The organism is Mucilaginibacter polytrichastri (assembly GCF_001911425.1).
GTDB classification, from domain to species: Bacteria; Bacteroidota; Bacteroidia; order Sphingobacteriales; family Sphingobacteriaceae; genus Mucilaginibacter; species Mucilaginibacter polytrichastri.
The window spans coordinates 516397-537821 of record NZ_MPPL01000001.1; the positions used below are offsets into that span (position 1 = coordinate 516397).

16 protein-coding genes and 1 tRNA gene are annotated in these 21425 nt (G+C 44.0%); 9 read left to right on the forward strand and 8 right to left on the reverse strand.

Features of this window, described 5'->3' with window-relative positions; all coding sequences use genetic code 11:
- Positions 1–12: 12 nt before the first annotated feature.
- From guaA to RG47T_RS02350, 4 genes are all read left to right on the forward strand, one after another.
- On the forward strand, positions 13–1542 hold the full coding sequence (guaA, locus tag RG47T_RS02335; protein WP_074487843.1) for a glutamine-hydrolyzing GMP synthase: 1530 nt from the start codon (positions 13–15) through the stop codon (positions 1540–1542).
- Positions 1499–2782 carry an ABC transporter substrate-binding protein gene (locus RG47T_RS02340; RefSeq protein WP_083627273.1) on the forward strand — a complete coding sequence of 428 codons (1284 nt, stop codon included), beginning with the start codon at positions 1499–1501 and terminating at the stop codon, positions 2780–2782. The genes guaA and RG47T_RS02340 overlap by 44 nt, the downstream gene beginning before the upstream one ends.
- The gene (locus tag RG47T_RS02345; protein WP_074487845.1) at positions 2779–3999 is read left to right on the forward strand and encodes an RsmB/NOP family class I SAM-dependent RNA methyltransferase; all 1221 of its coding nucleotides are present in this window, start codon (positions 2779–2781) and stop codon (positions 3997–3999) included. Before RG47T_RS02340 ends, RG47T_RS02345 begins: the two co-directional genes overlap by 4 nt.
- A 67-nt stretch (positions 4000–4066) precedes the next feature.
- A complete protein-coding gene (locus RG47T_RS02350) occupies positions 4067–5026 on the forward strand; it encodes a ligand-gated ion channel (RefSeq protein ID WP_074487847.1) in 960 nt (319 codons plus the stop codon).
- 12 nt (positions 5027–5038) lie between these two features.
- On the opposite strand, the gene RG47T_RS25910 is transcribed toward RG47T_RS02350, so the two are convergent.
- The 7 genes from RG47T_RS25910 to RG47T_RS02380 all read right to left on the reverse strand — a co-directional run bounded on the left by RG47T_RS25910 (position 5039) and on the right by RG47T_RS02380 (position 14758).
- Positions 5039–5212, reverse strand: a complete 174-nt coding sequence (locus tag RG47T_RS25910) for a hypothetical protein (protein ID WP_171972461.1) — start codon at positions 5210–5212, stop codon at positions 5039–5041.
- A 70-nt stretch (positions 5213–5282) separates the two neighbouring features.
- Positions 5283–7643 carry a TonB-dependent receptor gene (locus RG47T_RS02355; RefSeq protein ID WP_074487848.1) on the reverse strand — a complete coding sequence of 787 codons (2361 nt, stop codon included), beginning with the start codon at positions 7641–7643 and terminating at the stop codon, positions 5283–5285.
- A 131-nt stretch (positions 7644–7774) separates the two neighbouring features.
- Positions 7775–8344 (reverse strand): MarC family protein, encoded by a 570-nt coding sequence (locus RG47T_RS02360; RefSeq protein WP_091690710.1) that lies wholly within the window; start codon positions 8342–8344, stop codon positions 7775–7777.
- Positions 8341–9519, reverse strand: a complete 1179-nt coding sequence (locus tag RG47T_RS02365) for an MFS transporter (RefSeq protein WP_074487850.1) — start codon at positions 9517–9519, stop codon at positions 8341–8343. The genes RG47T_RS02360 and RG47T_RS02365 overlap by 4 nt, the downstream gene beginning before the upstream one ends.
- A gap of 11 nt (positions 9520–9530) precedes the next feature.
- The gene (locus RG47T_RS02370) at positions 9531–10328 is read right to left on the reverse strand and encodes a carbon-nitrogen hydrolase family protein (RefSeq protein ID WP_074487851.1); all 798 of its coding nucleotides are present in this window, start codon (positions 10326–10328) and stop codon (positions 9531–9533) included.
- A 92-nt stretch (positions 10329–10420) separates the two neighbouring features.
- Positions 10421–11953, reverse strand: a complete 1533-nt coding sequence (locus tag RG47T_RS02375; RefSeq protein ID WP_074487853.1) for an amino acid permease — start codon at positions 11951–11953, stop codon at positions 10421–10423.
- 567 nt (positions 11954–12520) lie between these two features.
- The gene (locus tag RG47T_RS02380) at positions 12521–14758 is read right to left on the reverse strand and encodes a sodium-translocating pyrophosphatase (RefSeq protein ID WP_074487854.1); all 2238 of its coding nucleotides are present in this window, start codon (positions 14756–14758) and stop codon (positions 12521–12523) included.
- Positions 14759–14898: 140 nt separating this feature from the next.
- Between RG47T_RS02380 and RG47T_RS02385 the strand changes: the two genes are divergently transcribed.
- The 5 genes from RG47T_RS02385 (at position 14899) to RG47T_RS02410 (ending at position 21195) form a co-directional block, all read left to right on the forward strand.
- Positions 14899–16341 carry an APC family permease gene (locus RG47T_RS02385; protein WP_074487855.1) on the forward strand — a complete coding sequence of 481 codons (1443 nt, stop codon included), beginning with the start codon at positions 14899–14901 and terminating at the stop codon, positions 16339–16341.
- 322 nt (positions 16342–16663) lie between these two features.
- Positions 16664–18034, forward strand: coding sequence for a D-alanyl-D-alanine carboxypeptidase/D-alanyl-D-alanine endopeptidase (dacB, locus tag RG47T_RS02395; RefSeq protein WP_245770775.1), 1371 nt, complete (start codon positions 16664–16666; stop codon positions 18032–18034).
- A gap of 227 nt (positions 18035–18261) precedes the next feature.
- Positions 18262–18486 (forward strand): hypothetical protein, encoded by a 225-nt coding sequence (locus RG47T_RS02400; protein WP_074487858.1) that lies wholly within the window; start codon positions 18262–18264, stop codon positions 18484–18486.
- A 175-nt stretch (positions 18487–18661) separates the two neighbouring features.
- On the forward strand, positions 18662–20299 hold the full coding sequence (locus RG47T_RS02405; RefSeq protein WP_074493058.1) for a L,D-transpeptidase family protein: 1638 nt from the start codon (positions 18662–18664) through the stop codon (positions 20297–20299).
- Between the two features lie 29 nt (positions 20300–20328).
- A complete protein-coding gene (locus RG47T_RS02410) occupies positions 20329–21195 on the forward strand; it encodes an alpha/beta hydrolase (protein ID WP_074487859.1) in 867 nt (288 codons plus the stop codon).
- Between the two features lie 144 nt (positions 21196–21339).
- On the opposite strand, the gene RG47T_RS02415 is transcribed toward RG47T_RS02410, so the two are convergent.
- Positions 21340–21413: transfer RNA gene (locus RG47T_RS02415), tRNA-Asp, on the reverse strand.
- Positions 21414–21425 lie beyond the last annotated feature (12 nt).

Consider the following 21425-nt stretch of genomic DNA (forward strand, 5'->3'; position numbering starts at 1 on the left):
TTATCTTTGCCCATGCAAGAAAAAATCCTCATTCTTGACTTTGGCTCACAGTTTACACAACTCATTGCACGCCGGGTCAGGGAGCTCAATATCTATTGCGAGATCCATCCCTTCAATAACTTTCCCGAAGTAGACAGCACAGTAAAAGGTATCATCCTTTCGGGTAGCCCGTATTCTGTACGTCAGGAAGATGCGCCGCATTTCGAATTTGCCAAACACCATACCAACCTGCCAATTTTAGGGGTTTGTTACGGTGCACAATATGTAGCCCATTTTAACGGTGGCGAAGTAATGGCATCAAACACCCGCGAATATGGCCGTGCCAATTTGCACTATATTAACCAGCAAAACCCGCTGTTTAAAGATGTTCCGGGTAATTCGCAGGTATGGATGTCGCATGCAGATACCATTAAGCGCATTGCAGATAATTTCGAGATTATTGCCAGTACAGATAATGTGGAGGTTGCTGCCTACCAGATTAAAGGCACAAAAACTTTCGGTATTCAGTTTCACCCAGAGGTTACCCACAGTATTGATGGCAAGCAATTGCTGCAAAACTTTTTGGTTGATATTTGCGGTTGCGCACAAGACTGGACCCCGGATTCGTTCGTGGAAACTACTATTGCCGCCCTGAAAGAAAAATTAGGTGATGATAAAGTAGTTTTAGGTTTATCAGGCGGGGTAGATTCATCGGTTGCGGCCGTATTGCTGCACCATGCCATTGGTAAGAATCTGCATTGTATTTTTGTTGATAACGGCCTGCTGCGTAAGGACGAATTTGAGTCGGTGCTCGAATCGTACAAACACATGGGCTTAAATATAAAAGGTGTTAATGCCAAACAACGTTTCTACGATGCGTTGAACGGCTTATCAGATCCCGAGAAAAAGCGTAAAGCCATTGGCCGCGTATTTATAGAGGTATTTGATGATGAGGCACACCAGGTACAGGATGTAAAGTGGTTAGGTCAGGGTACTATTTATCCCGATGTGATCGAATCTATATCGGTTAAAGGCCCGTCGGCCACCATTAAATCGCACCATAACGTGGGCGGTTTACCCGACTTTATGAAACTGAAAGTGGTTGAGCCATTAAACACCCTGTTTAAAGACGAAGTGCGTAAAGTGGGTAAAGCCCTGGGTATTGATCCAAATATTTTAGGCCGCCACCCTTTTCCTGGTCCGGGTCTGGCTATCAGGATCTTAGGTGAAATTACGCCCGAGAAAGTTGACATTCTGCAACAGGCCGATGCGATTTATATCAACAATTTAAAGTCGGCTGGTGTTTATGATAAAGTTTGGCAGGCAGGCGCAATTTATTTGCCTGTACAGTCGGTAGGGGTAATGGGCGATGAGCGTACTTATGAAAACGTAGTTTGCTTACGCGCAGTAGAATCATTAGACGGTATGACAGCCGACTGGTGCCACTTACCTTACGATCTGCTGGCTAAAATATCAAACGAGATCATTAACAACGTAAAAGGTATTAACCGGGTAGTATATGACATTAGTTCGAAACCACCGGCTACCATTGAGTGGGAATAAATATAGGCTGCTGATACTATTGGTTGTGTTTTTGGCGGCAGCATGTTCGCCTAAAACACGGCCGGTAGCCACCAGGCCGCAGCAAGCCCAACCCGCGGTTCCGGCTGCTAAGGCTATCGAGAAGCCGGTTAATAAGCCACCGGTAAAAATAACTGCACCTGCAGCGCAGCAAAAGGTATCTGCCATTGCTATGCTGCTGCCATTTAACCTGGATAATCTGAATGTTGGGGGTAAATACAGCAAGGCCGATATGCAAAAGGCTAATATGGCTGTAGAATATTACCAGGGTTTCAAACTCGCGCTCGATTCACTTACGGCCAATGGCTATAACTATCGCCTGCAATTATTTGATGCTAAAGACAAGCCCGCAGAGGCCCGTAACCTGGCACTTAACCCCAAAGTACGTAACAGCGATCTCATTGTCGGCCCGATATTTCCGGATGGGATTAAAGCCTTTGGCACAGGTGTAACCGCTAATAAAAATCCAATGGTATCGCCATTGTCGCCATCTTCGCCCGCTGCGTTCCGAAATCCATCATTAATTACGGTAATTCCACCATTGGATTACCATGCCCGCAGAAGCGCCCAATATGTTTACGAGCGGCTGAAAGCCAAAAAGGTATTTGTTTTAAAATCTGGTTTTTCTGAAGATAACAAATACATTACACCGTTTAAGCAGCAATTGGACAGCCTGAGTAAACTAAAAACCAAGATTATCCCGTTTACCGTGGTACGTGGCGACTTAGCGGCGCTGCTTCCGCAATTATCGAAAACAGAGCCGAATGTGTTTTTATTGCCGTCTACCAATCAGGCATTTTTGCAGGTGACCCTGCGCTCGCTGGATACGCTGATAAAAAGTTATCCGGTGATATTGATAGGCCACCCAAGCTGGGAAAAATTAGCCTTTTTAAAGGCTGATCTGTTGCAGCGGTTAAAAACGGTGATCACCTCGTCAGATCATGTAAACTACAAATCGGGCAGCATGATTGCTTTTATTAAAACTTACCGCAAGGCTTATCATTTGGAGCCAAGTGAGTTTGCCATCAAAGGTTTTGATGAAGGATTATACTTTGGGCAGCTATTAGCCGAAGATGAAACCGGCGCCATGAAACCCGAGCAGCACGATTTTGAAGGCTTGCATAATAAGTTTCATTTTGTTAAAAAACCGGCGACAGGCTGGGTAAACACCCATGTTTATATGTTGAAATACGTTAACTTTGAGCTAAAAGCGATAGAATGAAGGCACTGAATCAGCTTAAAACCTTTCAACGCATTTTGGCCGAGTACCCGGCTGATGTACCTTTAAGTAAATTTCTACCCGGCTTTTTCAGGCAAAACAAACAAATGGGCTCTACCGATAGAAAGGTAGCCAGCCGTTTGGTATACAATTATTTTCGTTTGGGCAGGGCACTAGCCAACCACCCCGATGAAGACCGGTTAATGGTTGCCGAATTTTTGTGCAATAACCAACTCAACTCTTTTATCCAACATTTTAGGCCCGACTGGGCGGCCTGTATCGGTTTTGCTTTAGACGAGAAGCTGAACATTGTTAAGGCTTCTTATCCGGACTTTAAACTGGAAGATATATTCCCCTGGTCTACGCAGTTATCGGCCGGGATAGATCGCGAAGCATTCCTGAAATCATTTTTTATTCAACCCGATCTTTTTATCCGTGTGCGCAAAGGTTTTGAGCAACAGGTTAAAAGCGAACTCAAAAATGCTGAAGTTACCTTCCGTGATGAAGGCGACGGTTGCCTGGCTTTGCCAAACGGTACCCGGCTCGAAGCCATATTTCAAAAACAGCATTGGTTTGAGGTGCAAGACAGATCATCTCAGCAAACAGCGCAATTTTTTCAGCCCCAGAAGTGGGAGCACTGGTGGGATGCCTGCGCAGCATCGGGCGGTAAATCATTATTACTGTACGAGATGGAGCCCAGCATTAAACTGGTAGTATCAGACATCCGCGAAAGCATACTGGCCAACCTCGATGAGCGTTTTGAGCAGGTTGGCATCCGTAAATATCAGAAGAAGTTAGTTGATTTAACCGGTAACGTGGAACCCGAGCTGCATGGCTACGAGTTTGATGGGATTATCCTTGATGCGCCTTGCAGCGGCTCTGGTACCTGGGGCCGAACGCCCGAGATGATCAGTCAGTTCGAAACGCACCGTATGGAATTTTTCCAGCGTCTGCAAAAAACCATCACCCCAAACGTGGTTAAATACTTAAAAGAGGGCAAGCCATTGATCTACATTACCTGCTCTGCCTTTAAAGCCGAAAACGAAGATGTTGTTAATTACCTGGTAAAGAACCTTAATCTCAGGCTGGAAGACCAGCGCGTTTTGCAAGGCTACGAGCATAAATCTGATACCATGTTTGCGGCAAGGCTGATTCAAAACCCACGACCGGTGATAGAACCCGAGCAAGTACCCTTTGATATGAATATGGTATTGTCTTAAGCGAGAAGCCAATAAACATTATTTCTTAATTTGTGTTACCTTCGGTATAACCATAAGCTGCCTGGCAATGAAGTATAAACTGGTATTTCTATTTATTATCGCATTGTTTGTTTCTGCAGCAGCCAGGGCTCAGCATAGCGCCCCCGATACTGTAAAAACCGGCATCTACATCACCAGCATCCATGACATTAATTTTAAAGACAAAGAGTACACCATAACCCTTTGGCTTTGGCTCAAATACAAAAACAAAGATTTTGATTTTCTGAAGAACCTCGAGGTGCCACAGGCCAAAACGGTGACCACTTCATTTTCTACAATCGACTCTACAGGGGGTAAATACTACATACTAATGAAACTGCAGTGTGTAATGAAAGATTCCTGGGCGATTGATAACTTCCCTTTTGACAAGCAGAGGCTGAGGTTTTCTATCGAAAATTCGCAGTTCGATTCGCATTCACTGGTTTTTGCTGCCGATACTTTAGGCAAGCATTTCGACCCCCGCTTTACGCTCAGGGGATGGCGTATTGATACTCTGGAGGCCTCTACGGGCACTAAAGCTTATGAAACCGCCTTTGGTGATGAGAGCGTTAAAAAACCGCATACAGAATACAGTAATTATAAGGTTAGGATGGTGATTAACCGGGACGCCATGGGCTTGTTTTGGAAAATGTTTTTGGGCATGTATGTGGCTTTCCTGATTGCCTATATGTGCTTTTACATCCACCGGGACAGTATCGATTCGCGGTTTGGGTTAAGCGTGGGTGCGCTTTTTGCGGTAATCGGTAACAAGTATATTATCGATTCGTCTCTGCCCGAGTCTACCACCTTTACCCTGGTTGATACCCTGCACGGCATCACGCTCTTATTTATCCTCACGGTGATTATTGCCACCTCATTCAGCCTTAAAATGGTTAAAGCCGAAAAGGTAGATCAAGCCCGCAGGTTCGATCTCATCTCAGCACAAGTGGTATTGGCTATTTACCTGTTATTAAATACTTACTTTATTTATAAAGCCAACCAGGGTTAATCAGCAAACTGATTAACGTGACTGCGTTTTTAAATGAGCAGGGTTAATAGCTGCGGCGCGAGATGGGTTATTGCATTTGCCCAGCAACGTGTAGATTAAAACAAATATGATGATGGTAGACAGGCAACCGCCGCCTAGTTTCTTAGCACCCCATGCCGCTATAATAGTTCTGAAAAAATTGTTCATATGGCTTTAACAGGTATTTGAAAGGATGGTTTTAAATCGATAGGAACCAACACGCCTATAGTGCCTCCAATTAAAAATTAGTACTTAAAGATACCCCGTAAGTGCGTGGATTAGCCAGATGCGAAGCACCAAAATCATAAGCGTAGTCAATAACTTTTTTATTGGCTATGTTACTTTCCCACAAAAACAAGCTGAAGTTTTTGGTTTCTAAGCCAATACGGCCGTTAAACTTACTATAAGCTTTTTGCTCAATCTGGTTAGCCAGATCAAAGTATTGATCACCCAGGTAACGCCATTCGGCACGGGCAATAAGCCTTGCCATCTGCGGGCCTCCCAAAGCGTAGTTGTATTGCGCGGCCAGCATAGAGGTTATATTAGGCGTATAAATTTGATGGTTGCCTTTCAGATCTGCCACGGCACCGTTGTCGCCAATAACCAGGTCGGTATAACGGGCATGGGTATAGCCAAAGTTGTAGTCGAATGCAATCCACTTAACAGGTGTGGCGTTAAGCCTTAGCTCGGCACCCTTGCTGTTCAACCTGCCCGCATTTTTGGTAACCGTTATGGCATCGGGCAAAATGAGCGTAGGCACCTGGGCGTTGTTTACATGAATGTAAAATGCGGCTACATTCAATCGCAGCATATTATTAAAGAAGGTATTTTTTGAGCCAATCTCGAAGTTGTTACTGTATTCGGGATTAAAGGTATACAGTGGTGGCTGCGATGGGTCTGACGATAGTTCTGTAATGCCGCCCGCCCTGAAACCCCTGCTGTAACCGGCATATAAATTGTTACTGGCCGAAAGCCGGTAAGCGATATTAACCTTGGGCGAAAATGCCTTAAAGTTAGCTTTTGCAGCGGTATCCGGCCGGATAATGATAGAGGACTGTCCATTAGGCTGATATTCTCCCAGTACGTTTTCTTTCTTGTGTTCGTAATCGTACCGTAAACCGGCAGTAATATCCAGATTGGCGTTTAGGGAGTAAGTTGCCTGCGCGTAGGCTGCGAGGCCAAAGTTTCTGTCGGTATTGGTGTTAATACTGGTAAAATCGCTTACCGGAGAACCTACAGCTGCCGCATCGGCACCGTAATGTGTACCTACGCGGTTGGGCGCATAATGATAAAAGCCATAAACACCGCCGGTCCATTTTAATTTAGAAGTAGATGAAGCAGGCGAACTGAATCGAAATTCCTGGATCCCGGTTTTTACCTTGTTCCAATCGGCACCATAATTATTCACGACAGAAACCGCATCGAGTGGTGAGAAATCACCATCGATAGGGGTAGTGTAATAGCGGTTATTAACCTGGTATGATGATAATGACGTAAAGTTGAAATTACGCCCTGTATAATTAACAGCCAGCGAAGTATAGAAAGTATTGTCAACCATTTTGGTGGTAGCGTCCTGGTTAACCTGGTACGGGTTAGCCAGGGCATCGGCAGGTGTGCCCGCCAGGGGGAAAGCGCCGTTATTGCGGTTGTTGTAGTTTTTAACATTTAAAGTTAAAGCCAGCCTGGAGCTTGCCAGAAACTTTAAGAAGTAATTACCTAAAAAAAAGTGCTGTTTATCAAAATGGCTGTTATTATAAGTGTTGGTATAGAAGCCATTAAACGCCGAATAAACGCCGGCGATGCCGAGGTATAACTTATCATTTATTAAAGGGGCCTTAATGCCGAGCGTGTAACGCTGCGCACCGTAATTGCCAAAATCCAAACCGGCAAAACCGCTTAATGTATTGGATGGCTGTTTGGTAATGATATTAATTACACCACCGGTAGCGTTGCGGCCGTACAGTGTACCTTGCGGGCCACTTAAAACTTCAACACGCTCAACATCCAGCAGCTGGGGGATGTAAGTATCCAGGTTGTATTGGTTTACACCATCTACATAGGTGGCAACAGCAGGATCATACGAAGTGGTTACAATGCCCCTTATCCCGGTAACGGTACGGTTATCGCCTGGCCCGGCCGAGTAGAGGTTGGGCGCTATGGCAGTTAAATCCTTTAAATCCCGTAGTCCGTAATCACGCACCTGTTTGGCGGTTAATGTGGTAATGGCTGATGGTACCACTTGCTCATCTTGTTCAAAATTTTGTGCTGTAACGGTCACTTCATCCAGCTGCATGTTGAACGGACTAAGCTGAATAGTGACAGCCTGATTTTGCCCCGTTAAGTTTACAGAATAATTTTTATCAGCATAACCAACAGCATTAACGTGAAGTATATAGCTACCTTTTGTAATTTGTTTAAAGCTAAACTTGCCGTCTTTATCACTAAGACTATAATAGTTGGTATTTAAAAGGTGAGCAGCAGCCCCGGCTATCGGGTGGTTTTGTTTGTCGGATACCGAGCCCGATAAATTGATTAATGCCTGGCTTTTAGCAGACGTAGCTATAAAAGCCAGCAGCAAAAAAGTAAAAGTTATTTTCATGTAGTTAACCGCACCGATGTATATGCACTACAAATTTAAATGTTTACACATGGTAAATGTATGGTTTAGGTTTAAGATATTTTTTAAGCCTAAATGCGTATAATTTTTAATAGCGGGCTGGCATTTAAGAGCTATAAATGCGTATTGCTTCTAAACAGCTTTATAGCAATGGCTAACAAAATTACACCAAAGGCTTTACGTAAAATATTAACCCCGGTTGGGCCGAGCAGCCTTTCGAGCCATTGTACGTTTTTAAGTACCAGGTAAACTACTATGGTGTTGAGCACAATACCTACTACAATATTTTGGGTTTGATATTGCGATTTAAGGGACAAAAGGGTAGTCATGGTACCGGCACCGGCTATAAGCGGAAACGCGATGGGTACAATAGATACGGTGGTAGACATTTCCTCTTTAAAAAGGTTGATGCCCAGTATCATTTCCATGGCAATAATAAAGATCACTAATGAACCTGCAATAGCAAACGAGGCGATATCAAGGCCTATCACCTTCAATATAGCTTCGCCTGCGTAAAGAAAACCAATCATTAAAACTAATGCCGCAATACTTGCCCGCTCTGATTGAATGTGGCCAACGCGGCTTCTCAATTCAATGATAACAGGTATGGTCCCCAGCACATCAATGATGGCAAAAAGGATCATGGTTACAGAAAGTATTTGGTTAAAGTTAAAATAGGTCACGCTATGCGGTTTTGTTGTTCTTTAGATTTTAACCTGAAAGTAAGTAAAAAACCTATTAAAATGTAGAATGAAGCCAGAAAAAATACCGAATGGATGGATATGGCACTGATAAGCCCGGCACCAATCGGGCCTAAGGTTTGTCCGATAGATGCGTAAGATTGATTAACACCTAGTATTTCACCCTGTTTCCGTGGGTCGTTATGGTCGGCTATAATGGCGTTGAGCATAGGGTTGCGTAAGCCGTTAAACATGCCATATACAAACAGGCATGCGCCAAACAGTAAAAAGGTTTGCGTAAATCCGGCCATAAACATAGCTACCATACACAGCATGGTTGAAAGCAGCAATATGACCGATTTCGAGGGGAAGATCTTGGTAAATAAAGATACGCACATTTGCATAATGATACCGGTTACCGCAAAACCTGCATAAAATAAACCGATACCGGTAGGGCTAAATTTTAGTACATCTACACTGAAGGTTTGGAAGCCCACAATCATGGTAAACTGTGCCATGGTAAGGAGGAAACCGGTAAATACAGCTGTGCCGATAACCGGTTTTTTCATAGCCGTTAGCAGGGATACAAAAGTGAACCTGCTTTTTTCGCTTTGTGCGCGTTTATCCTTAGTGTAAGTTTCTTTCAGTAGAAAAACGGTAGCCAATGTACCCAACAGGGCTATGCCGGCTGCAAAGTAAAATGGAAACTGCAAGCCAAACCTGCTTAGTAATCCCCCTATTGCAGGCCCCCCTATAAAGCCGAAACCAAAAGCCGAACTGAGGTAGCCAAACTTCTTGGCCCTGTCTTTAGGGGTAGCTGTATCAGATACCATGGCCTGCGCTACGGATATATTACCGCCTGTAATGCCATCTAATATCCGCGCAGCAAACAGCATAACCAGGCTATGTGCGGTAGCAAACATGATAAACGACAGGCAGGTACCGGCGAGGCTGATGGCCAAAACAGGTTTACGCCCCCATTTGTCTGAAATAGCGCCTAACAATGGTGTAGCAAAAAACTGTGCGATAGAGAATGATGCTGTAAGATAGCCAACCGTTTGCTGATTAATACCAAACGTTTTGCCGTACGAGTAAATGAGCGGAACAATGATGCCGAACCCCAGCGAGTTAATTACGCAAACACAAATAAGTACCCACAGATTTTTATCAGCTTTCATTAAATATATTCTTAGATATTATTGGGGTACAGTTCCGGCTTTAATCTTTTAGCCAAAAATCCGGTGGCTAATGCAGGGTCTATTTCGGTAACAAGTACGCCAATTTTGCCGTATGGCTGGTAGGCTATGCACTTTCCATCCGGGTCAATCATTGAGGTGGCCGACTCTGGGAAATCTGTTGCATAATTTGAGCTGGCAAAATAAATGGTGTTTTCGATGCTGCGCATCATCATCGCTTTTTCGTAATAAGGGTTTTCCGGAGCACCCCATTGCGTAGGCTTAACGCCACTGCTATTGCTGCCTGCAAAATGCGGATGAAACACAATTTGCGCACCATGCCGCGCAGCCCACCGGGTAGTTTCCGGGTATCTGAAACCCTCGTGGCAAATTACAATGCCAAACTTTAGGCCATTTACTTCAAACAGGTGCCGTTCTTTACCAGGCATCCACCTGTTATCTTCTGTCGGGTCGAGTTGGTTTTTAGTCTGATAACCCAGTATTTCGCCCAGGGCAGATACTACAAAGGCAACATTAAAAATTCCTTCCCCGGTTTCCCAGTCCATCGGGATAATGATGGCGAGCTGATGTTGTTTTGCAATTTCACAGATTCGTTTTAAGGCTATTTCCAATTTTTCCTGCGCATGCGTTTCTATCGTAAACTCCGTTGCCGGGTATCCCGGTATGTATGATTCGGGGAAGCAGATAATTTCCGCACCCTGGTCTGCAGCCTCTTTTGTTAGTTTATCTACCCAGTACAAACCGTCGTTGATAGATTTTGGGAAGGGGGGCGAGGCTAACGCTATTTTCATTGATTTAATAACTGGTGGTAATTTTTAGGCAATATCAACAAAAAAGGTTCTGTTTTCACAGAACCTTTTTCAATATTATTAAAATAATAAATTTAGTCTACGTAATGTGGGTTTGGCGGATCTTTAGGAAGCTCGTTTACACCGTGGCGAACCTTAGAGTGCTTAATACTGTAACCAAAGTAAACGATAAAGCCAATAATTAACCATACAATTAAACGTGCCCAGTTTTCCCAGCCTTCGCTAAAAATCATACCTAAACAAACCAGTGCGCCAAGCGGGCAAACAATGTAGTATAAAGGTGTTTTAAAAGGGCGGTTAATGTTAGGGTCGGTTCTGCGAAGAATGAAAATACCGATGCATACCAATACAAACGCAAATAGTGTACCGATGCTCACCATGTCGCCTACAATGCTATCTGGCACAAAGCCGGCAAAAATAGATACGAAACCAAAAAATAACCATTGCGATTTGTATGGGGTGCGGTGTTTAGGGTGCAGTTTTGCAAATACGCCCGGTACCAATCCGTCTGTGCTCATGGTATAAAATACACGGGTTTGTCCCATTAACATCACCAGTATTACTGATGAAAAACCTGCCAGAATTGCAACCGTAACCAGTTTGGCCAACCATTCGAAACCCGGCATGTGATGGCGGATTGCGTATGATACAGAAGCCTCGCTGCCCTGGGTTAAAAACTCTTTGTAAGATGCTATACCGGTTAGCACGTGCGAAAACAGGATATATAAAGCAGTACAGATAACCAACGAAATTAAGATACCCATCGGCATATCTTTCTGTGGGTTTTTAGCCTCTTGTGCAGCAGTAGATACGGCATCAAAACCAATAAAGGCAAAGAATACGATACTCGCGCCGCGCAATACCCCAAACCAGCCGTGGTTACCACTGGCTGCATAATCATGCAGCACACCTGTATTTAGTTTAATAGTACCGGCATTTGCAGGTATCATATATGGTGTATGGTTAAGCGGGTTAATAAACTGCCAGCCGAAACCGATGATCAGCAATACGATGGCTACTTTTACCAATACGATAACGTTGTTAACCGCTGCAGACTCGGCCGTACCGCGGATCAATAACAGGGTTAGTAAAAAGATAATGAGTATGGCTGGTAAGTTAACCAAACCATGTACGCCCGCTTCAGATACCTGGAAAGGCGAATGGCAGTACTGATAGGGTATGGAGAGCCCGAAAAACGTTTGCAGTAAATCATTGAGGTATTGCGACCAGCCTATGGCTACGGTAGCTGCACCCAGTGCATATTCTAAAACCAAATCCCAGCCGATTATCCAGGCAATAAATTCGCCCATGGTGGCATAAGAATAAGTATAAGCACTACCCGCAATCGGGATCATACTCGCAAATTCAGCATAGCAAAGGCCTGCAAGCGCACAACCAATAGCGGCTATAATAAAAGATATGGTTACGGCAGGGCCTGCGTTGCCACCGGCAGCAGCAGCAGTACGTACAAATAAACCTGCACCAATAATAGCACCTATGCCTAAAGCAATTAGTGCAGTTGGTCCAAGCGTTCGCTTAAGTGTTTTTTCTGATTCGGCAGATGCCGCCAACAACGACTGAATGGACTTCTTAATAAATAAACTCATTGTTTTTGATCTGTTGTAAAGATTTAATCATGTTTAGCAGCCCAAACGTACTTAATTTTCTCCAAAAACAGAATAGTACACTTGTAACAATCAAGAATAAGAAAACAAAAAGCCTAAATACATGTATCGGTATGCTATTTGGGTATTAAATAAAGGCAGAACTAATGTTTTGTTGTTAATTTATTGGTGGAAAATGGCAAAATGTGAAGTGATAGCCGGCAATGGTTCCTGATAGTTTGTTTAATCTATGAATGACTATAAAATCTACAGAATTTTAGAGATGTAGTGGTTGGGTATTTTAAAATTTAAGGTGGTAGCACTGATGTTCCGCTGGTCCCGCTTTACGCTCATACTACACTGGCATTAGGCGCGGGCCGGTATCCACTTCAATCGGGTTTAGGTATCGGTAATTACTTAAGTACGTCATTGCGAGGTACGAAGTAATCCCCAACTTTGCAGATCAAACTTACTTAGTGGCTCTGTAGATCGGGGATTGCTTTGTCGTACCTCTTCGCAATGACGTAAAGGTGAGAATGAAAAAGGGAGACGAAACGCCTCCTTAATTATTTATATTTTCTTCTCTACCTTAACCCCATGCACAATCATCGATTGTATTTTAATCTCTTTCTGAATATGCTTGTTGGTATCAACCTCCTTGTGTAAATGCGGTGCAATTACCAGCGAAACGATAGACATCAGCTTGATCAGAATATTCATCGACGGGCCGGAGGTGTCCTTGAACGGATCGCCCACGGTATCGCCGGTAACAGATGCTTTATGTGGCTCAGATTTTTTGTAGAAGATCTCGCCATTGATCTCCACACCTTTTTCGAATGATTTTTTAGCGTTATCCCAGGCACCGCCGGCATTGCTCTGGAACATACCCATCAGCACACCTGATACGGTTACACCGGCAAGCAAACCACCCAATACTTCGGGGCCGAAAGCGAAACCGATGATAATCGGAGTGATGAGCGCAATGGCGCCGGGGGCAATCATTTCGCGGATAGAAGCCTTGGTAGAGATGGCCACGCATTTTTCGTACTCGGGCTTGGCCTTGTATTCCATAATGCCGGGAATTTCGCGAAACTGTCGGCGCACTTCTTCAACCATGGCCATCGCGGCGCGGCCTACAGCCGCAATACACAAGGCAGAGAAGATGAACGGGATCATCCCGCCTACAAATAACCCGGCTAATACATCGGCCTTGTAAATATCAATATGGTCGATGCCGGCAACACCCACAAATGCCGCAAATAAAGCCAGTGAGGTTAACGCCGCCGAAGCAATGGCGAATCCCTTGCCTGTAGCAGCGGTAGTGTTACCTACGGCATCCAGGTTGTCTGTACGGTGGCGTACTTCTTCGGGTAGCTGGTTCATTTCGGCAATACCACCGGCGTTATCGGCAATCGGCCCAAAGGCATCGATAGCTAACTGCATTGCCGTGGTTGCCATCATCCCTGCTGCGGCAATAGCCACACCGTATAAACCGGCAAAGTGGTAAGAACCATAAATGCCCGAGGCTAAAACCAGGATAGGCAGCACGGTTGATTCCATCCCCACGGCCAAACCTGCAATAATATTGGTAGCATGCCCGGTTGACGATTGCCTGATGATGCTCATCACCGGGCGCTTGCCCATGGCTGTATAATATTCGGTAATGATAGACATTAGCGTGCCCACAATAAGCCCCACAACAATTGAAAGGAACACGCCGGTTTTGGTAAATACCAGCGAGCCGGTTTTAATGTTGCCGCTAAGGTCCAGATCGCGGGTGAGGTACATATTGCCAGATGGCAGCATCCACCTTACTACAAAAAATGTGGCAATTGCGGTAAGTATGATGCTCATCCAGTTACCCATATTTAGTGCGGTTTGTACGCTGTCGGTTTCTTTCTTTATCCGCACAAAAGAGGCACTGATAATTGAAAATATTAAACCCACACCGGCAATAACCATCGGGAGCAAAACAGGGGCAATGCCACCAAAATTATCATGCGATACAATTTCGCGCCCCAGTACCATGGTGGCCAGCATGGTGGCTACATACGAGCCAAATAAATCGGCACCCATGCCGGCTACGTCGCCCACGTTATCGCCTACGTTATCGGCAATGGTGGCAGGGTTACGCACGTCATCTTCGGGGATGCCGGCTTCAACCTTACCCACCAGGTCGGCGCCTACATCGGCAGCCTTGGTGTAAATACCGCCGCCCACACGGGCAAATAAGGCGATAGATTCGGCCCCTAATGAAAATCCGGCTAAAACCTCGAGGGCTTTCTGCATTTCTTCGCCGTTTACGTTGCCATGTACATTTTTAACATAAATGGTGTAAAAAACAATGAATAGCGACCCTATCCCTATTACCGCCAAACCGGCAACACCAAGGCCCATCACGGTGCCGCCGGTAAACGATACTTTTAGTGCCTGCGCCAAACTTGTTTTGGCTGCTTGTGTGGTACGCACATTGGCTTTGGTAGCAATGCGCATCCCTAAAAAGCCTGCAAAAGCCGATAAAAATGCCCCGATAAGAAACGAGATGGCAATAACCGGACTAGAGGTTGGTACCGTAGTACCCGACCAGGCCAGTAAAATAACGGCAATAACGGCAAAGTAACCCATCACTTTCCATTCTGCACGTAAAAATGCCATCGCCCCATCGGCAATGTAACCTGCAAGGGTTTGCATACCCTCGTCGCCCGCATCCTGTTTGGTTACCCATGCAGATTTGCCGATCATTACGGCAATACTGATGAGACCGAAAACAGGGATCAGATAAATTAAGTAAGTGTTCAAGAAATCCATATGGTCGGTTTTATAATTGGTATAAAACGAATGTTCGTAAAATTTTTGGGACTTGCAAGTATTTGAGCCTGAATTTGTAGCGTATGTATGGGCATGTAAATTTTTTTAAATAGCTTAGGAGTCCAAATCACAAACTATTGATGAAACACACTACCGAAAAGAAAGAAATGAAGCACGAGCTGGGCTTGCTCGACGGCACCATGCTGGTAGCAGGCTCTATGATTGGCTCTGGTATTTTTATTGTAAGTGCCGACATTATCAGGCACGTAGGCTCGGCCGGCTGGCTTATTGCCATCTGGCTGCTTACCGGTTTTATGACGCTTACCGCCGCCGTAAGCTATGGCGAATTAAGCGCCATGTTCCCCAAAGCAGGCGGTCAATATGTGTATTTGAAAGAAGCTTACAACAAACTGATCGCCTTTTTATACGGGTGGAGCTTTTTTGCCGTAATACAAACTGGTACCATAGCTGCAGTAGGAGTTGCATTCTCGAAATTTACTGCCTATTTGATTCCTGCTGTTAGCGAGGATAATATCCTTTTTCAGGCGGGTAAGTTTCACATTAGTGCTGCGCAGGTGGTATCAATCATATTGATTATCCTGCTTACCTATATCAATACAAGAGGTGTTAAAACCGGTAAAATTATCCAAACTACATTTACCTTAACTAAGCTGGCCAGTTTATTCGGGCTGATCATCTTCGGTTTCATTATGTTTAAAGGTGATGTATGGCATGCCAACTGGACAAACCCCTGGAATATCCACGAGTTTAGTACAGGCGGAACGGTTGCAGGCCTGGGTATTACAGCTGCTTTGGGTGCTATTGCAGCATCAATGGTGGGTTCAATTTTCAGTAGCGATGCCTGGAACAGTGTAACCTTTATTGCCGGGGAAATGAAAAACCCACAACGCAATGTTGGCTTAAGCTTATTTTTAGGCACCTTAATTGTAACGCTGATCTATGTAGCGGCCAACGTAATGTACACTGCTGTTTTGCCTTTGCACGATATTGCCAATGCCGAAAAAGACCGTGTTGCGGTAGCGGCATCGCATGTAATATTCGGGAATATTGGTACGGTGGTTATCGCGCTGATGATCATGGTTTCCACGTTCGGCTGTAATAACGGCTTAATCCTTGCTGGTGCCCGTGTGTATTACACGATGGCTAAAGACGGTGTGTTTTTTGAACGTACCGGCCACTTAAATAAAAATGCCGTACCCGAATTTGGCTTGTGGTTACAGTGCATTGTGGCTTCCTTACTTTGCCTCAGTGGCAGATATGGTGATTTGCTGGATATGATCTCATTTGTGGTTGTGCTGTTTTATGTGCTTACCATCGTCGGTATTTACATACTGCGCGTAAAAAGACCCAATGCAGAACGCCCTTACAAAGCTTTCGGTTACCCGGTACTGCCTGCCATTTATGTAGTGATGGGGCTGGCTTTTTGTATCTTGTTAATTATTTACAAACCAGAGTTTACCTGGCCCGGTTTTATCATCGTGCTGATAGGTATCCCTATTTATTATATATCGCAACGGAATGTGAAGAATGGTGGAGAAGCGGTTTATGAAAGTCCGGTTTAGTAACATGCGATAATATACCACGTTATTAAGGTACGAAGCAATCTCAAACATACAGAGCGGCTCTGTAGATTAGAACTGCACAGTCGGGGATTGCTTCGTACCTTGCAATAACGGTGTTCTTAGGTTATTAGGGGTTCTGTGGAGCAGTTGGAAGTTTGTTATGAATAAAGGTAGAAGAAGAAATAGAAGCATTAGTTTAAAGAACACACCCCAATCAACGCTTACTGCAAGTTGCAATGACAGTACTATCCCCTCTCGAGAGGGGAATTGTAGGGCAGAAGTTTTAGCACTAACACTTAATAAGGGGTGTGTTTTAGCCATCTTGCTTTTACTATCGATTAGCATTTCAAAAGCTCAAACCCTCAATCAAAAACTACAATCGGCGGTATCTCATCTTCAGCAGGATGCGCAAAATACTTACGCGTCAATCTCGCTAACTGTACTTGATGCTAAAACAGGTGAAGTTATATTCTCTGCCAATCCAAACATGGGCCTGGCCCCGGCATCCACCTTAAAAACCGTGACTACCATTACGGCCATGAATTTATTAGGGCCCGATTATCGTTTTAAAACCACTATAGCTGGTAGCGCAGGCGGTTCGTTAAGCGCGGGTGGTATCTGGAATGGTAATGTCATCATTAGTTGTGGCGATGATCCTACTTTGGGTAGTTTTCGTTGGGAAGAGACTACAGAGCGTATTGTGTTACGCCAATTTGTAGACGGCTTAAAAAAGGCAGGTGTTAAAAAGATCAATGGTTCTATCATAGCCACGGGCACCAACCACCCACCACAGGGATGGATCTGGCAGGATATGGGTAATTATTACGGTGCCTTTCCTAATAATTTATGCTGGCGCGAAAATTCGTATGATGTTTTGCTGAAGCCCGGCCAGGTTGGTAAACCTGTTACCATGGCAGGTACTGTACCGGCAATGCCTTATCTGCAATTTATAAACGAGCTAATTACGGGTTCGGCAGGGAGTGGCGATAATGCTTATGCTACACTACCGGTTAATAGCAACAAGGTTCTTTTGCAAGGTACTTATGCCATCGACCAGGAGAAAAAAAAGATTGCCGCTGCCTTACCCGACCCTGCTTATGAAGCAGCACGGCGCTTAAAAGATACTTTAGTGAGTGCTGGTATTACGGTAACCGGCAAAACAGAATCAGAGACAACGTTGACAACCGCGAATGCTCCTGTAGATATTGCTTTAGGAAAAGTTTTCATTACCCATTATTCGCCGCCATTACGAAAGATCATTTACTGGCTCAATCAAAAAAGTATCAACCTGTATGCCGAGCAATTACTGCTGGCCATGGCCGATTCGTTGAAGACTAAGGATTATCCATCCGTTACCCGTAATTACTGGAAAGCGCATGGTATCGACATTAATTCTTTAAATATTGTTGATGGCAGCGGCCTATCGCCCGGCAACCGCATTACCACCATGACCATGGCCCGCATCTTGCAAACGGCTAAAAAGGAAGCCTGGTTTGCTGACTTTTACGAAAGCCTGCCCGTTTACAATAACATGCACATGAAGAGCGGTACCATTAATAACACCCTGGCTTACGCAGGCTATCAAACCTATAATGGCCGCGAGCTTTGCTTTTCTATCATCGTTAATAATTATAACGGGCCATCAGCGGGCATTAAGCAAAAAATGTTCAGGGTTTTGGATGAACTGAAATAGAGAGCCAGGAATAGAGAGCCAAGAATCAAGATGATACCAACCAGCACGTTATTGCGAGGTAATTGTGTATTTGCTACACCTCTTGCATATTAAACGATACAACACTTTTATTACTCAATCAAGTAATGGCCTCAAAATTCAACCTATAGTTGTAATAAGTTTCACTATGGTTAACTGTTGAGTTTGGTATGCTATTGGCTTATAGTTAAATACAAAAGCAAATTGATATGAGCCAGCCTTTACGTTTAACTTATGGAAACTCGGATGTAACGTTTTACATCCTGAATAAAAAGCCATCTTTCAACAACCAGCAAATAGATATTATGTTGGATGGTGAAAACTATCAGTTGCGTAAACTCGCCGGTAAATGGGGTACCGATAATGCCAGCGAACCTAAGCACGGTGTTATCAATGCAATTGGTAACATGATTGCTTTGCGCTACAGGATCTAAAAAAAACCTTTAAACAAGTTATCATATTCGCCGGTTATGGCGGATCAATTTTGTTAACCATACCTTTTCGTAGTAACACAACTAAAAAAGGTGTTCGTTTCGCTTATTTATCTCTAAAAAAAGCTACATTCAATTATTGTGAATTTATCACAATGCTTTAGTTGTTATGCAGGTTATGAGGTTTAGGCAATTCTCTTATTTACTATTTATTGTATTAATCAGTAGCTTTTCGTTAAGCAGCTGTAGCCAGAATCAACCGGCTAAAAAGCCTGCCAAGAAAGATTCTTTAGCCAAAGCATGGGATAAAACCATCCCCGGTAACTTTAGCGAGCAAGTGAGTTCTGTGTTTGATAGTACACAGATTAACTCGTTTGTTAAGCTGTATCCCAACCTCAAGACTTATACCGGCGATGTTGCCGAGTTTTACAAAAAAAGAAATTATGCTTATGCCTGGTTTGAGAACGGCACGCTGATAGAACAAGCAGCTAACCTGGCCAACCGTGTAGGTAATTTAGAAAGAAACGGGGTTTACAAAGAATTACCCTATCAAAAAACGCTCGATTCGCTGATTAATAACATCAGCCCAAAGAAAAAACAAACCGATATTAAACTCGAGCTGATGCTTACGTACCAGTACTTTGCTTTCTCGCAACTGGTATGGAGAGGGATGGACGAGTCGGCAAGTAAATCTGCAAAGTGGTATGTGCCGCGCAAAAAGGTTGATTATAACCAATACCTCGATAGCCTTTTAAGTGAGCCCGCTGGTAAAGGCCACATTAACGAGCCTGTATATCGCCAGTACGAGTTATTGCGAAGCTACTTACGCAAATATCGTAAATTAGAAAAAGACGAAAGCTGGGCGCCAATAGCGGCAACAAAGGCTTACAAAGCAGGCGATTCATCTGCGGTTATAACAACCATAAAAAGGCGCTTATACCTGCTCGAAGATTTTAAGGGCGATACCACAAACAAGGTATTTACGCCCGAATTGCAAACCGCTGTAAAGAGCTTTCAGGAAACACATGGCCTTACCGGTAACGGGATATTGAACAAGGCCACCATAGCCGAACTTAATGTGCCGCTTAATAAGCGTATTACCACCATTTTAGTGAACATGGAACGTAGTCGCTGGCTGCCTGTAAGTATGGATTCTTATTATTTAGCCGTTAACATCCCCGAATTTAAACTACATGTGTACAATGCCGATAGTTTGTTGTGGAGCTGTAATGTGGTGGTGGGCCAAACGGTGCATCAAACCACGGTATTTTCGGGCGAGATTAAGTATGTAGTATTCAGCCCTTACTGGAACATCCCGCCGGGGATATTACAAAAAGAGATCATCCCGGGGATGAAACGCAATAAAAACTATTTGGCGCAGCATAATATGGAACTAACCGGATATGAAGGTGGTTTGCCGGCGGTAAGGCAAAAGCCTGGCCCAGAAAATTCACTGGGACTGGTTAAGTTTCTGTTCCCCAACAGCTATAATATTTATTTGCACGATACGCCTTCTAAATCATTATTCGGCGAAACCACCAGGGCGTTTAGCCACGGCTGCATCAGGGTGGGAGAGCCGGTTAAGCTGGCCAACTTTCTGCTAAAAGATTACACGCAATGGTCGCCCGAAAAAATAGATAAAGCCATGCACCAGGGCCGGGAGCAGTATTTTACGCTCACTAAAAAAGTGCCTGTTTATATCGCCTATCTAACCTCATTTGTAGACCGCGACGGTAAAGTAAACTTCCGCAAGGATATTTATAACCTGGATGACCACCTGGCATCGATGATCGTATCTGGCAAGGGAAAATACTAAAAAAAATACAGCCAGGTTATACACTACTAATGAAAATAATTACAACCATTTTTATCGCCTTTCTAACCATTCAGGCCTTCTGCCAAACTAAAGATGCGGTTAAAGCCGATAAAGCCAAACCCTTTGTACTTGGGGTTACTGATGAAATTAATTCAAATGAGCTGGGAGAGAAGCGGGTTTTGAATATCTATCTTCCGGAAGGTTATAACAAAAAGGATACTGTTTCGTATCCCGTTACCTACCTCCTTGATGGCTCGGCCGATGAGGATTTTATCCATGTTGTAGGCTTGTATCAATTTAATAGTTTCGAATGGATAAACCGCGTGCCTAAATCTATTGTAGTTGGTATAGCTACGGTAGACAGGAAAAGGGATTACACCTATCCAACCACTATCGACGCCGATAAAAAGAGATATCCAACGGCAGGCCATTCTGATAAATTCATTGCATTTATTGAAAAAGAGCTGCAGCCGTTTATAGAAAAAAAATACAAGGCAAATAGCAATAAAACTATCATTGGCCAATCATTAGGCGGGCTGTTAGCCACAGAGATTTTGCTCAAAAAACCAACACTCTTTGGTAAATATATCATAGTTAGCCCGAGTATCTGGTGGGATAATGGTTCGTTACTAACTCAATCTTCTCCCATGCTGTTAAGTGCTTTTTCGCAAAAAATAGCAATTTATATTGGAGTGGGTAAAGAAGGACTTACACCTACACAAGTTTCCCGGGTGATGGAGGTAGATGCCAATTTATTAGCAGAGAAAATAAAAAAGACGCAAAGCAAAACGGTAACAGTTTATTTTGATTACCTCCCGGCAGAAGACCATGCAACTATTTCTCACCAGGCCATATTTAATGCTCTAAGATTGATCTATCCCGGTGATAAACATTAACAGCTGCATAAGTTCTTTAGAGTTTAACCGAATAACGTAACCGGATAAGTCATATTTATTGGTTTGATACGGGTTCTTTGACATAAAAAAAGGCCCTTAATCATCGATTAAAGGCCTTTTTGATGTTTTTGCTAACATATTTAGCGGAATGGACGGGACTCGAACCCGCGACCTCCTGCGTGACAGGCAGGCATTCTAACCAGCTGAACTACCACTCCTCCCGTTTGGGA